Annotated in this window: 12 protein-coding genes; 8 read left to right on the top strand and 4 right to left on the bottom strand. The window is 60.2% G+C overall.

The window, feature by feature from the left end:
- Positions 1–218: 218 nt before the first annotated feature.
- Positions 219–1,712 (bottom strand): CoA-acylating methylmalonate-semialdehyde dehydrogenase, encoded by a 1,494-nt coding sequence (locus ACTD9P_RS27625; protein ID WP_124416352.1) that lies wholly within the window; start codon positions 1,710–1,712, stop codon positions 219–221.
- Between the two features lie 39 nt (positions 1,713–1,751).
- Positions 1,752–3,101, bottom strand: a complete 1,350-nt coding sequence (gene aptA, locus ACTD9P_RS27620) for an omega-aminotransferase AptA (RefSeq protein WP_200434179.1) — start codon at positions 3,099–3,101, stop codon at positions 1,752–1,754.
- Positions 3,102–3,226: 125 nt separating this feature from the next.
- Here aptA and ACTD9P_RS27615 point away from each other — a divergent pair, with 125 nt between their 5' ends.
- The 4 genes from ACTD9P_RS27615 (at position 3,227) to ACTD9P_RS27600 (ending at position 6,971) form a co-directional block, all read left to right on the top strand.
- Entirely contained in the window at positions 3,227–4,147 is a 921-nt protein-coding gene (locus ACTD9P_RS27615; protein WP_438870136.1) for a LysR family transcriptional regulator, read from the top strand.
- Between the two features lie 88 nt (positions 4,148–4,235).
- Positions 4,236–5,630: a uracil-xanthine permease family protein gene (locus ACTD9P_RS27610; protein WP_438870135.1), complete on the top strand. Its 1,395-nt coding sequence runs from the start codon at positions 4,236–4,238 to the stop codon at positions 5,628–5,630.
- A gap of 87 nt (positions 5,631–5,717) precedes the next feature.
- On the top strand, positions 5,718–6,377 hold the full coding sequence (locus ACTD9P_RS27605) for a TetR/AcrR family transcriptional regulator (RefSeq protein WP_138816990.1): 660 nt from the start codon (positions 5,718–5,720) through the stop codon (positions 6,375–6,377).
- Positions 6,378–6,389: 12 nt separating this feature from the next.
- Complete coding sequence (locus ACTD9P_RS27600) at positions 6,390–6,971, top strand: IMPACT family protein (protein ID WP_438870134.1); 582 nt, start codon at positions 6,390–6,392, stop codon at positions 6,969–6,971.
- Positions 6,972–7,037: 66 nt separating this feature from the next.
- On the opposite strand, the gene ACTD9P_RS27595 is transcribed toward ACTD9P_RS27600, so the two are convergent.
- The gene (locus ACTD9P_RS27595) at positions 7,038–7,454 is read right to left on the bottom strand and encodes a hypothetical protein (protein WP_200434177.1); all 417 of its coding nucleotides are present in this window, start codon (positions 7,452–7,454) and stop codon (positions 7,038–7,040) included.
- Positions 7,455–7,537: 83 nt separating this feature from the next.
- Between ACTD9P_RS27595 and ACTD9P_RS27590 the strand changes: the two genes are divergently transcribed.
- The 3 genes from ACTD9P_RS27590 to ACTD9P_RS27580 all read left to right on the top strand — a co-directional run bounded on the left by ACTD9P_RS27590 (position 7,538) and on the right by ACTD9P_RS27580 (position 10,191).
- The gene (locus tag ACTD9P_RS27590) at positions 7,538–7,888 is read left to right on the top strand and encodes a MerR family transcriptional regulator (protein WP_099550558.1); all 351 of its coding nucleotides are present in this window, start codon (positions 7,538–7,540) and stop codon (positions 7,886–7,888) included.
- A 25-nt stretch (positions 7,889–7,913) separates the two neighbouring features.
- Positions 7,914–8,600, top strand: coding sequence for an SDR family oxidoreductase (locus ACTD9P_RS27585; RefSeq protein WP_438870133.1), 687 nt, complete (start codon positions 7,914–7,916; stop codon positions 8,598–8,600).
- A 232-nt stretch (positions 8,601–8,832) separates the two neighbouring features.
- Entirely contained in the window at positions 8,833–10,191 is a 1,359-nt protein-coding gene (locus ACTD9P_RS27580) for an 8-oxoguanine deaminase (RefSeq protein WP_438870132.1), read from the top strand.
- 95 nt (positions 10,192–10,286) lie between these two features.
- Here the strand turns inward: ACTD9P_RS27580 and ACTD9P_RS27575 are convergent, their stop codons facing one another.
- Positions 10,287–11,378: a calcium:cation antiporter gene (locus tag ACTD9P_RS27575; protein ID WP_200434174.1), complete on the bottom strand. Its 1,092-nt coding sequence runs from the start codon at positions 11,376–11,378 to the stop codon at positions 10,287–10,289.
- Between the two features lie 194 nt (positions 11,379–11,572).
- Between ACTD9P_RS27575 and ACTD9P_RS27570 the strand changes: the two genes are divergently transcribed.
- Positions 11,573–12,526: an adenosine deaminase gene (locus ACTD9P_RS27570; RefSeq protein WP_017134717.1), complete on the top strand. Its 954-nt coding sequence runs from the start codon at positions 11,573–11,575 to the stop codon at positions 12,524–12,526.
- The last annotated feature ends 104 nt before the right edge of the window (positions 12,527–12,630 follow it).

Below are 12,630 nucleotides of genomic sequence, written 5' to 3'. Positions count from 1 at the left end.
TTTTGGCTTCGATGAACTGAAGCAACCTGCTGCCGAAAACTTCATAACTCATTGTTTACCAAGGAGTTTTCCGTTTCGACTGCGCCGGAAGTGGGGCGAATTATAGACAGATATAAAACGCCGTCAATCCCTTTCGTTCACATTTCTGTCATATAGGTCAAAAAGGCCGCAAAAGCACAAAAACCGGCCCCAAGGGGCCGGCCTTCACCTACTACGCCTTACAGACTCGGGAAGGCGAACTGCGACGCTTCATGGCTGGCCCGCTGCGGCCAACGCTGGGTAATCGCCTTGCGTCGGGTATAGAAACGCACCCCATCCGGCCCATAGGCATGCAAGTCGCCAAACAGCGAACGCTTCCAGCCGCCAAAGCTGTGGTACGCCACCGGCACGGGCAACGGCACGTTTACGCCGACCATGCCCACTTCGATCTCATCACAGAACAGCCGCGCCGCTTCACCGTCACGGGTGAAGATGCAGGTGCCGTTGCCGTACTCGTGATCGTTGATCAGTTGCATCGCCGCTTCCAGGCTATCAACCCGCACCACGCACAGCACCGGCCCGAAGATCTCTTCCTTATAGATACGCATCTCGGGCGTCACACGATCAAACAAGCTGCCGCCCAGGAAGAAGCCCTCTTCATGCCCGGCAACACTCAAACCACGGCCGTCGACCACCAGCTTGGCACCCGCCGACACACCGTCCTCTATATAGCCACTGACTTTGTCCCGCGCTTGGCCCGTCACCAACGGCCCCATATCCAGGCCGCAAGAGGTGCCCGCACCAATCTTGAGTGCCTTGACCTGCGGTACCAACTTGGCGATCAACGCATCCGCCACTTGGTCACCCACGCACACGGCCACCGAAATCGCCATGCAACGCTCACCGCAGGAACCGTACGCTGCGCCCATCAAAGCGCTGACTGCGTTATCCAGGTCTGCGTCCGGCATCAGTACCGCATGGTTCTTCGCCCCGCCCAGCGCCTGCACACGCTTGCCGCGCTTGGTCGCTTCGGAGTAGATGTACTCGGCAATCGGCGTCGAACCCACAAAACTCAGGGCTTTGACTTCCGGCGCTTCAATCAGCGCATCCACTGCGCCCTTGTCCCCGTGTACCACGCTCAGCACGCCTTTGGGCAGACCGGCTTCCTGCAACAGCTGCGCGATCAGCAGCGTGGAACTTGGATCACGCTCCGATGGTTTCAGGATGAAACAGTTACCGCACACAATCGCCAGCGGGTACATCCACAGCGGCACCATCGCCGGGAAGTTGAACGGAGTAATACCCGCCACCACACCCAGCGGCTGGAAGTCCGACCACGCATCGATGTTCGGCCCCACGTTACGGCTGTACTCGCCCTTGAGAATCTCCGGCGCCGAGCACGCGTATTCGACGTTCTCGATGCCGCGCTTCAATTCACCGGCGGCGTCTTCCAGGGTCTTGCCATGCTCCTCGCTGATCAACTGCGAGATACGCGCTTCGTTCTGCTCCAGCAATTGCTTGAAACGAAACATCACCTGGGCACGCTTGGCCGGTGGGGTATTACGCCAGGCCGGGAACGCCGCCTTGGCCGAGTCGATCGCCTGTTGAATGGTTTCACGACTGGCCAATGGCACCTGGTGAATCACCTGGCCGGTGGACGGGTTATACACGTCGGCACTACGGCCGCTGTCATTGACCAACTCGCCGTTGATCAAATGCTGGATAAGGCTCATGCAGGGCTCCTGAAAAGTTGTTCTATATAGAAGGAGAAATCAGTCGATCTTGTTCAGCACTTCGCCGACTGCATCGAACAGACGGTCCAGATCCTGCGGCTTGCTGTTGAAGGTTGGCCCGAACTGCAGGGTGTCACCGCCAAAGCGCACGTAGAAACCCGCTTTCCACAAGGCCATGCCGGCCTCAAATGGACGCACGATGGCATCACCGTCACGCGGGGCAATCTGGATCGCGCCGGCCAGGCCGTAGTTACGAATGTCGATCACATTCTTGCTGCCCTTCAACCCGTGCAACGCATTCTCAAAGTGCGGGGCTACTTCGGCTACGCTCTGCACCAGGTTTTCCTTCTGCAACAGGTCCAATGCCGCCAAGCCGGCCGCGCAAGCCACCGGGTGCGCCGAGTAGGTGTAGCCGTGGGGGAATTCCACCGCGTATTCCGGCGTCGCCTGGTTCATGAAGGTCTGATAGATCTCGCTGCTGGCAATCACCGCGCCCATCGGGATCGCGCCGTTGGTGACTTGCTTGGCAATGCACATCAGGTCCGGGGTCACGCCAAAGCTGTCGGCGCCGAACATCGAGCCGGTACGGCCGAAACCGGTGATCACTTCGTCGAACACCAGCAGGATGTTGTGTTGGTCGCAGATCTCACGCAGTCGCTTGAGATAACCCTGTGGCGGCACCAGCACGCCAGCGGAACCGGCCATCGGTTCAACAAACACCGCTGCGATGTTCGACGCGTCGTGCAGTTCGATCAGCTTGAGCAGCTCATCGGCCAGGGCGATACCGCCCAGCTCCGGCATGCCACGGGAGAAGGCATTGCTCGCCAGCAACGTGTGCGGCAGATGGTCAACGTCCATCAGGCCCTGACCGAAGAGCTTGCGGTTGCCGTTCACGCCACCCAGGCTGGTTCCGGCAATGTTCACACCGTGATAGCCACGGGCGCGGCCGATCATCTTGGTCTTGGTGGCCTGGCCCTTCAGGCGCCAGTACGCACGCACCATCTTCACCGCGGTATCGGCGCACTCGGAGCCCGAATCGGTGAAGAACACGTGGTTCAGGTTGCCTGGGGTCAGGTCGGTGATCTTTTCCGCCAGCTGGAAGGACAACGGATGACCGTATTGGAAGCCCGGGGAGTAGTCCAGGGTGCCCAGTTGCTTGGAGACTGCTTCCTGAATCTCTTTACGGGTGTGCCCGGCGCCACACGTCCACAGGCCCGACAACGAGTCGTATACCCGGCGGCCCTTGTCATCAATCAACCAGCTGCCTTCAGCACCGACGATCAGGCGCGGGTCGCGCTGGAAGTTGCGGTTGGCGGTGTAAGGCATCCAGTGCGCATCCAACTTCAGTTGGCTGGCCAGGGACGATGGGGCGTTTTCGGGCATGTTCATCAGCAAAACCTCGCAGGGCAAAAGGCAGCGTCGGGATTGAAAAGCGTTGTTGCAGCTAAATTGCCACGGCGATAAAGTCGGTGAAATTCAACTCTTCTAACCTTCAGTCAGGCCTTCACTAAACTATGAGCAGCCGTCGACCCGATCCCCTGGCCCAAGTCAGCGACTTCGATATCCGCCTGTTGCGCATCTTTCGCAGCGTGGTGGAATGCGGAGGCTTCTCGGCGGCCGAAACCGTACTCGGCATCGGCCGCTCGGCCATCAGCCAGCAGATGAGCGACCTGGAGCAACGCCTTGGATTGCGCCTGTGCCAGCGCGGGCGCGCTGGATTCTCCCTGACCGAAGAAGGCCGCGAGGTCTACCAATCGGCCTTGCAGCTACTAAGTGCGCTGGAAAGTTTTCGCACCGAGGTCAACGGCCTGCACCAGCATTTGCGCGGCGAACTGATCATCGGCCTCACCGACAACCTGGTCACCCTGCCCCACATGCGCATCACCCACGCCCTGGCGATGTTGAAGGAACGCGGCCCCGACGTACAAATCCAGATCCGCATGATCGCGCCGAACGAGGTGGAACAAGGTGTACTCGATGGTCGCCTGCATGTCGGCGTAGTACCTCAGGCGAGCGCGCTGTCCGGCCTGGAATACCAACCCCTGTACAGCGAACGCTCGTTGCTCTACTGCGCGGTCGGCCACCCGTTGTTTTACGCGGAAGACAAGCAACTGGACGACCCACGTATCGACAGCCAGGACGCCATCGCCCCGACCTTCCGCTTGCCCGCCGACATCCAGGCCCATTACCAGGCACTCAATTGCACCGCCAGCGCCTCGGACCGTGAAGGCATGGCGTTCCTGATCCTCACCGGCCGCTATATCGGCTACCTGCCCGACCACTACGCCAGCCTGTGGGTACAACAAGGCCGACTGCGCGCGCTGAAACCGACTACACGTTTTTACGATTTAAGCCTCGCATCGGTCACGCGCAAGGGCCGCCGCCCACATTTGGTGCTGGAAAGCTTTCTGGAGAGTCTGGCGGCAACGCGCTAACTCGGGCTTCTTACTAAAAGCTGAGCAACTGGACAGCTTTTTGCAAGGGAGCCAGGACCTTGAACCGTCCGCCCTGAGTTTGCCTGCCATGCCACCAGAAACCTCTAGCCCCAACGACCTGATCTACGGCCTGAACGACCGCCCGAAACCACTGCCGGCCCTATTGGCCGCGTTGCAACATGTGCTGGCGGCTTTCGTCGGCATCATCACCCCGCCACTGATCATCGGTTCTACGCTGGGGCTCACCGCCCACTTGCCCTACCTGATCAGCATGGCGTTGATGGTGTCCGGCGTAGGCACTTTCATCCAGGCACGCAGGCCATTTGGTATCGGCGCCGGCATGATCTGCCTGCAAGGCACCAGCTTTGCGTTTCTCGGCGCGGTGTTGTCAGCAGGCTTTCTAGTGAAGCAACGCGGCGGCAGCCCGGAAGACATCATGGCGATGGTCTTTGGCGTGTGCTTTTTCGGCGCGGCGGTGCAGATCGTGTTGAGCCGTTTTATCGGCCAATTGCGCCGTGTGATCACGCCCCTGGTCACCGGCATTGTCATCACCTTGATCGGCATCAGCCTGATCAAAGTCGGCATCACCGACCTGGGTGGCGGTTTCAATGCGCCTGACTTCGGCGCGCCGACCAACATGGCCTTGGGGTTGCTCGTCGTGTTGACGATCATCTTGCTCAACCGCTCGAACACGCCGTGGGTACGCCTCTCGGCAATCATCATCGGCCTGGCCCTCGGCAGTCTGGCCGCGTGGTTCAGCGGCAAGCTGGTGCCCCAAGCCTTGCCTGACTTGCCATTGATCAGCGTGCCGATGCCGTTTCGCTTTGGTTTCAACTTCGACTGGAGCGCCTTCCTGCCCATCGCGCTGATTTATCTGATCAGCAGTATCGAAACCGTTGGCGACCTGACCGCCAATTGCATGATCGCCCGCCAGCCCATCAGCGGCCCTTCTTATATAAGCCGACTCAAGGGCGGCGTATTGGGTGATGGCGTCAGTTGCATGATCGCCGCCACCTTCAGCGCATTCCCCAACACCACGTTTGCGCAGAACAACGGCGTGATCCAACTCACCGGCGTGGCCAGCCGTTACGTCGGCTTATACATTGGCGTGCTGCTGTTCTGTCTCGGCTTGTTTCCACTGATCGGCGCGGTGCTGCAGCAAATCCCCAAACCGGTATTGGGCGGCGCCACCCTGGTGATGTTCGGCAGCGTGGCCGCCGCCGGCGTGCGCATTCTTGCCCAGGCGCCGCTGGACCGGCGCAGCATGCTAATCATCGCCACCTCGTTCGGCGTCGGCCTGGGCATTGCCGCCCAGCCCAACCTGCTGCACTTGATGCCCACTCTTGTGCAAAATTTGTTCGACTCGGCCATCACCAGCGGCGGCCTGACGGCCATCGTGTTGTGCCTGTTATTGCCCGAGGCCAAGGCGACTGCCGTTGGCGCAAACCACGCCCCGGAAAGCGACACGCTGGAACCGCTTTGACGGTTTTATTGCATCGGGACTTGTCTGGGGCTTGAGGGTGGGTTATCTGTGCACACGTCGTCTCTATCGATCAGCACGGAAACCTCCATGAGCCTCGAAGTTCCTGCCCACAGCAACCACGCCGGTAAACCTGCCAGCCGCATTCGGCAAAAGAATGAACAAGCGATTCTCCAGGCGGCTGAAGACGAATTCGCGCGCCATGGCTACAAAGGCACCAGCATGAACACCATTGCCTCGAGTGCCGGGCTGCCCAAGGCTAACTTGCATTATTACTTCACCAACAAGCTCGGCCTGTACATCGCGGTACTGAGCAATATCCTCGAACTGTGGGACAGCACCTTCAACGCGCTGACCGCCGAGGACGACCCCGCCGTCGCGCTGACACGCTACATCCGCACCAAAATGGAATTCTCCCGGCGCCACCCGCAAGCCTCGCGGATCTTCGCCATGGAGATCATCAGCGGCGGCGAATGCCTGACCGAATATTTCAGCCAGGACTACCGCGCCTGGTTCAGTGGCCGCGCAGCCGTATTCCAGGCCTGGATCGAGGCCGGCAAGATGGACCCCATCGACCCCGTACACCTGATTTTCCTGCTGTGGGGCAGCACCCAGCATTACGCCGACTTCGCCACCCAGATCTGCCGCGTCACCGGTCGCACCAAGCTGACCAAACAAGACATGGAAGACGCCGGCACCAACCTGATCCACATCATCCTCAAAGGCTGCGGCATCCAGCCAGCCCTCTAAACGAAGCGACTTATGCCTTTCACGCTGACCGGCCTTTGCGAATTTCGTGAAGAAATACGCAAAAGCCGCTTTATCACCCTGGCCGCGCCGATCACCAGCGCGCAAGACGCCCAGGCGTTTTTCGAGCAACACAGCGACCTCAACGCCACGCACAACTGCTGGGCCTGGAAGCTCGCCGACCAGTACCGCAGCAACGACGATGGCGAACCCGGCGGCACGGCCGGGCGGCCGATCCTGGCCGCCATCGAAGCCCAAGGCTTTGATCAGGTCGCCGTACTGGTGATTCGCTGGTACGGCGGCATCCAGCTGGGCACCGGCGGCTTGGCCCGTGCCTACGGCGGCGGTGCGAACAAATGCCTGCAGAATGCCGAACGCATCGAGCTGATCAGCCGCGTGCCGCTCAGTTGCGCCTGCAGCTTCTCGGAATTGAACCTGGTGAAGCTGCGCGTGGCCGAACTGGGTGGGCTGGTGATGGAAGAAAAATTCACCGCCAATGGCGTCGAGCTACAGCTGGCACTCGGCGAGGCGCTCATCGACACGCTGCAAACCCAGCTAGCCGACCTCAGCCGTGGGCGTATCCTGCTCGAACGCTGAAACTGCCCACATCTACTGTGCACCTGCCTGTGGATAACCTGAGCACACCCGCCTGTAACCCTTCTGTCATAAGGGCTTACGGGCGCCGATCATTTTTTGATCAGTATTCACCGGGAGTAGTTGCGCAACGCCCCACAGCACTTCCAGCAGCAGAATTATCCACAGCACCGACGTGGCGCCGTGCATCAACGCGTACAACTGCCAGGTCGCAAACAGACCACGGCCGGCCGCGTCATACAGCCCGAATTGGCGTTGAGGGTCGCGAATACGCAGCACTGCCCACACGCACACAATCGAGCCGAGCAGGTTGGCCATCAATACGTGCGCAGGCAGAAACGGCGGTAGCTCGCCCGGCAGGTTCAAGCCCTGCAACAGGCCGTGTACTAATGCAAAACTCCACGGCGTGACAAACGCGGCGGTGATGATCAAGTCATACCAGGCACTGGCCCGCACCAGTGTTCGGTAGCGTTTTTGTGTCCACATAGCAGCAAGCTCCTTCAATTCAAGAAGCCAGCAGGCTAAAGCCTGGAGTATGCTCCAGGGTCAAGCCCTCTCGAGCCCGCCCCATGCGTATCGGCGAATTAGCCCAGGCCAGCCAGGTGAGCCGCGACACCTTGCGCTTCTATGAGCAGCGCGGGTTGATCGCCGCGCAACGCAGCGCCAACGGTTACCGCGACTACCCGCCGGACATGCTGCAACTGGTGCTCTATATCAAGACTGCGCAGCGCCTGGGTTTCAGCCTCGGCGAGATCGGCACCAGCGTCGCCGCCTTATGGCAGGCGCCCGATCCCGACGCTGCCGTCACACAATTGCTGCAAGACAAGCTCAACCTGATCGAAACCCGCATCACTGAACTCGGCCATCTGCGCCAGGAGTTGCAGCAAAGGCTCGGGCAACGTTGTCCACTGAATCCGTGAACCTCCACTCCAAAGGAAGCCTTTCATGTCTACGCCAAAAACCGCACTGATCATCGGCGCCTCGCGCGGCCTGGGCCTTGGCCTGGTCAAGCAACTGCTCCAGGACGGCTGGGAGGTGACCGCCACCGTGCGCGACCCGAACAAGGCCGATGCGCTCAAAGCCGTGGGCCACGTGCAGATCGAGAAGCTGGACATGGACGATCAACAAGCCGTGATCGCCCTGGCCCAACGCCTGAAAGAGCGCACCTTCGATCTGCTGTTCGTCAACGCCGGCGTCAAAGGCCCTGCCAATCAGGAACCGGGCCACGCCACCCTGGCGGAAGTCGGCCAACTGTTTTTCACCAACGCCGTGGCGCCGATCAACCTGGCCCAGCGCTTTGTCGGGCAGATCCGCAAAGACACCGGCGTGCTGGCGTTCATGAGTTCGGTGCTGGGCAGCATCACTATTCCCGATGGCTCCGACCTGGCGCTGTACAAGGCCAGCAAGGCGGCACTCAACTCCATGACCAACAGCTTTATCACGCAATTGGGTGACCAAAAACTCACCGTGCTGTCGCTGCATCCGGGCTGGGTGAAAACCGACATGGGCGGTGAAAACGCACACATTGATGTGGACACCAGCGTGCGCGGCCTGGTGGATCAGGTGAATGCCTACACCGGCAAAGGCGGCCATCACTTCGTGGACTACAAAGGCGACACCATCGCCTGGTAAACCACGGTCGAAATGTGCAAGGGGGCTTGCTCCCGAATGCTGTGGGTCAGTCAATACATGGGCTGACTGATACACCGCTTTCGGGAGCAAGCCCCCTCCCACATTGACTCAGTAGACCCAACCGCCAACAACACGTAATCTACACCCCTCGCCCTCACCGGCGACCCTGGATCAGCAGACAGGGCAACACTGAGCTGGCAAACCTGAACCCATCATTCAGAGGAGCCGGCCAATGCCTGCGACCCGTATCTGGTTAAAAAAACCCCTCGCGATTTTCACTGCCAATGGCCTCGACGCCCGTGGTGGCCTGGTGCTGCAAGACGGTGTGATCACCGAAGTGCTGGGCTGGGGAAAAGAGCCCGCTGTGCCGTGCGGACAAGTGTTCGACGCGCGCGAACATGTGATCCTGCCGGGGCTGATCAACACCCACCATCACTTCTACCAAACCCTGACCCGCGCCTGGGCGCCGGTGGTCAACCAGCCTTTATTCCCGTGGCTGAAAACCCTGTACCCGGTCTGGGCACGCCTGACCCCGGAAAAACTCGCGCTGGCGTCCAAAGTCGCCCTCGCAGAGTTGCTGCTGTCTGGCTGTACCACGGCGGCCGACCACCATTACCTGTTCCCTGACGGCCTGGAAAATGCCATCGATGTACAAGTAGAAAGCGTGCGCGAACTGGGCATGCGCGCCATGCTCACTCGCGGCTCCATGAGCCTGGGCGAAGCCGATGGCGGCCTGCCGCCGCAGCAAACCGTGCAACAAGGCCAAGTGATCCTCGATGACAGCCAGCGCCTGATCCGCGAATACCACCAGCGCGGCGACGGCGCGCAAATCCAGATCGCCCTGGCGCCCTGCTCGCCGTTTTCGGTCACACCGGAAATCATGCAAGCCAGCGCCGAACTGGCCAACAACCTCGACGTGCGCCTGCACACGCACCTGGCCGAAACCCTTGATGAGGAAGACTTCTGCCTGCAGCGTTTCGGGCTGCGCACGGTGGACTACCTCGACAGCGTCGGCTGGCTCGGCCCGCGCACCTGGCTGGCCCACGGCATTCACTTCAACCCGGACGAGATCGCCCGCCTGGGCGCCGCCGGCACCGGCATCTGCCATTGCCCAAGCTCGAATATGCGCCTGGCTTCCGGCATCTGCCCGACCCTGGACCTGCTCGCCGCTGGCGCGCCGATTGGCCTGGGCGTCGACGGTTCAGCCTCCAATGATGCCTCGAACATGATCCTCGAAGCGCGCCAGGCCCTGTACATCCAGCGCCTGCGTTACGGCGCGGAAAAGATCACCCCGGAAGGGGTGCTGGGCTGGGCCACCAAAGGCTCGGCACAGTTGCTGGGGCGCACGGATATCGGTGAGTTGGCCGTAGGAAAACAGGCTGACCTGGCGCTGTTCAAGCTCGATGAACTGCGCTTTTCCGGCAGCCATGATCCGATTTCGGCGCTGCTGCTGTGCGGCGCCGACCGCGCGGACCGGGTGATGATCGGCGGCAAGTGGCGGGTGATCGATGGGCAGGTTGAAGGGCTGGACCTTAAAGGCTTGATTGCTGATCACAGCCAGGCGGCGCGGGAATTGATCAACCGGGCTTAACTGAGGAAACACTATCAAAATGTGGTAGCTGGCTTGCTCGCGAATCGTCGCACCGCCGCTCCCACATTAGTTTTTAGGCGGTGCTTGAGGGCCGCTTACAACCCAAGCAACGACAACATGATAAAGGTCGCAAACAACACAAAGTGCGTCATCCCTTCGATGGCATTGGTTTCGCCATCATTGAGGTTGATCGCACTCACCACGAGCGTGATCAACACCATCACGGTCTGCACTGGCGTCATCGCCATCTGGAACGGCTGGCCGGTGTAAAGCGCCATGGCTTCCATCACCGGCACCGTCAGGATTACCGTCGACAACGACGCGCCCAGTGCGATGTTCACCACCGACTGCATGCGGTTAGCCAAGGCTGCACGCAATGCCGTCAGAATTTCCGGCGCGGCCGAAATCGCCGCCACCACAATCGCCGTAATCACCGGCGGTGCGCCCGTGCCTTCCAGGCCCAGGTCCAGGGTCTTGGACATCACCTCGGCCAATGCGCCGATCACAATCACGCCAAACACCAACGTACCGATGGAAAACGCCAGGTTGATCGGCGGCTCCTGCTGTTCTTCCGGCTGTTTCTTGCGACGCTTCTCCGGGTAGCTGTAGCTGAAGAAATAGCTGTGGGGCCCCACCTGCATACGCAGGAACAGGGTGTAGAGCAACACCATCGCGCCGATGGTGAAGGCCGAGTAAATTTTCCAGTCGGCTTCGGGGATAAATTCCGGCACCACCATCGACACGCCCATGGCGGTGAGGATCATCACGCTGTAACTGCGCGCCGAATCATCGTTGTAGGACTGTTCGCCATGCTTGATGCCGCCCATCAGCGCGGCCAGGCCGAGGATGCCGTTGATATCGAGCATCACCGCCGAATAGATCGTGTCACGCACCAATGTCGGCGACGGCTCGTTGCTCATCATGATCGCCAGGATCACCACTTCCACCAGCACGGCGGCGAGGGTCAGGATCATGGTGCCGTAAGGGTCGCCGACTTTTTCCGCCAGTTGCTCGGCGTGGTGGGCGACGCGCATCGACGCCATGACAATAAAAACGATGAGCGCCAAGCCGCCTAGCAGGGCGATCATCTGCCCGCTGTGGAGCATCCAGTGCTCCAACGGGTAGGCGGCGATGGCGGCGATCAACGCCAGCCACATGAATTTTTCTTGCTTGAGGGATGTGAGCATTCCGGGCCTTTTTGTGCAGCAAATCAGTCATTGATGGGGTACAGACTGCACCACTTCGCTAACGTTTCGTTACACCTTAGTTCAGATGGCCCTTGCGCGAATAAAACCAATACTCTCCTGCTGGTCAGGTTTTGCCGATTATTTCAGCCATGGCCTGTAGAATGCCGCCATTGCACCTGATGAGAATTTAGAACATGTACGATTGGCTCAACGCCCTGCCCAAGGCTGAATTGCACCTGCACCTGGAAGGCTCGCTGGAGCCTGAGCTGCTGTTTGCCCTGGCCGAACGCAACAAGATTGCACTGCCGTGGAATGACGTCGAAACCCTGCGCAAGGCTTACGCCTTCAACAACCTGCAAGAGTTTCTCGACCTGTATTACAAAGGCGCCGATGTGCTGCGCACCTCCCAGGATTTCTATGACCTGACCTGGGCCTACCTGCTGCGCTGCAAAGAACAGAACGTGATCCACACCGAACCGTTCTTCGACCCGCAGACCCACACCGACCGTGGCGTGCCATTCGAAGTGGTGCTCAACGGCATCGCCGCCGCGCTCAAAGATGGCGAGCAGCAACTGGGCATCACCAGCGGTTTGATCCTGAGCTTCCTGCGCCACTTGAGCGAAGCCGAAGCCGAGAAAACCCTCGACCAGGCGCTGCCGTTCCGTGACGCGTTTGTGGCCGTCGGCCTGGACAGCTCGGAAATGGGCCACCCACCGAGCAAATTCCAGCGCGTGTTCGACCGCGCCCGCCATGAAGGCTTCCTGACCGTGGCCCACGCCGGCGAAGAAGGCCCGCCCGAATACATCTGGGAGGCCATCGACCTGCTGAAAATCCAGCGTATCGACCATGGCGTGCGCGCTATCGAAGACGAACGCTTGATGCAGCGCATCATCGACGAGCAGATCCCTCTGACCGTGTGCCCATTGTCCAACACCAAGCTGTGTGTGTTCGACGACATGGCCCAACACAACATTCTCGACATGCTCGAGCGTGGTGTGAAGGTGACGGTGAACTCGGATGACCCGGCGTACTTCGGCGGCTATGTCACCGAGAACTTCCATGCGCTGTACACCAGCCTGGGCATGACCCAGGACCAGGCCAAACGCCTGGCGCAAAACAGCCTGGATGCGCGGCTCGTGAAGCCATAACTGCCTTTACTGAATGAATGCAGGCTAAATAATGTGGGAGCGGGCTTGCTCGCGAAGGCGGTGTATCAGTCGACACCTGTATTGACTGACCCACCGCCTTCGCG

Source organism: Pseudomonas onubensis (genome assembly GCF_965653655.1).
In the GTDB taxonomy this organism is placed as follows: Bacteria; Pseudomonadota; Gammaproteobacteria; order Pseudomonadales; family Pseudomonadaceae; genus Aquipseudomonas.
The sequence above is the reverse complement of the archived record's forward strand: the minus strand, read 5'-3'. Positions and strand labels throughout refer to the sequence as shown.

Coding starts and splice junctions, on each gene's coding strand:
- ACTD9P_RS27600 (WP_438870134.1), top strand. CDS start 6,390: ATGCCTTTCACGCTGACCGGCCTTTGCGAATTTCGTGAAGAAATACGC.
- ACTD9P_RS27610 (WP_438870135.1), top strand. CDS start 4,236: ATGCCACCAGAAACCTCTAGCCCCAACGACCTGATCTACGGCCTGAAC.
- ACTD9P_RS27575 (WP_200434174.1), bottom strand. CDS start 11,378: ATGCTCACATCCCTCAAGCAAGAAAAATTCATGTGGCTGGCGTTGATC.
- ACTD9P_RS27590 (WP_099550558.1), top strand. CDS start 7,538: ATGCGTATCGGCGAATTAGCCCAGGCCAGCCAGGTGAGCCGCGACACC.
- ACTD9P_RS27580 (WP_438870132.1), top strand. CDS start 8,833: ATGCCTGCGACCCGTATCTGGTTAAAAAAACCCCTCGCGATTTTCACT.
- ACTD9P_RS27570 (WP_017134717.1), top strand. CDS start 11,573: ATGTACGATTGGCTCAACGCCCTGCCCAAGGCTGAATTGCACCTGCAC.
- ACTD9P_RS27585 (WP_438870133.1), top strand. CDS start 7,914: ATGTCTACGCCAAAAACCGCACTGATCATCGGCGCCTCGCGCGGCCTG.
- aptA (WP_200434179.1), bottom strand. CDS start 3,101: ATGAACATGCCCGAAAACGCCCCATCGTCCCTGGCCAGCCAACTGAAG.
- ACTD9P_RS27625 (WP_124416352.1), bottom strand. CDS start 1,712: ATGAGCCTTATCCAGCATTTGATCAACGGCGAGTTGGTCAATGACAGC.
- ACTD9P_RS27595 (WP_200434177.1), bottom strand. CDS start 7,454: ATGTGGACACAAAAACGCTACCGAACACTGGTGCGGGCCAGTGCCTGG.
- ACTD9P_RS27615 (WP_438870136.1), top strand. CDS start 3,227: ATGAGCAGCCGTCGACCCGATCCCCTGGCCCAAGTCAGCGACTTCGAT.
- ACTD9P_RS27605 (WP_138816990.1), top strand. CDS start 5,718: ATGAGCCTCGAAGTTCCTGCCCACAGCAACCACGCCGGTAAACCTGCC.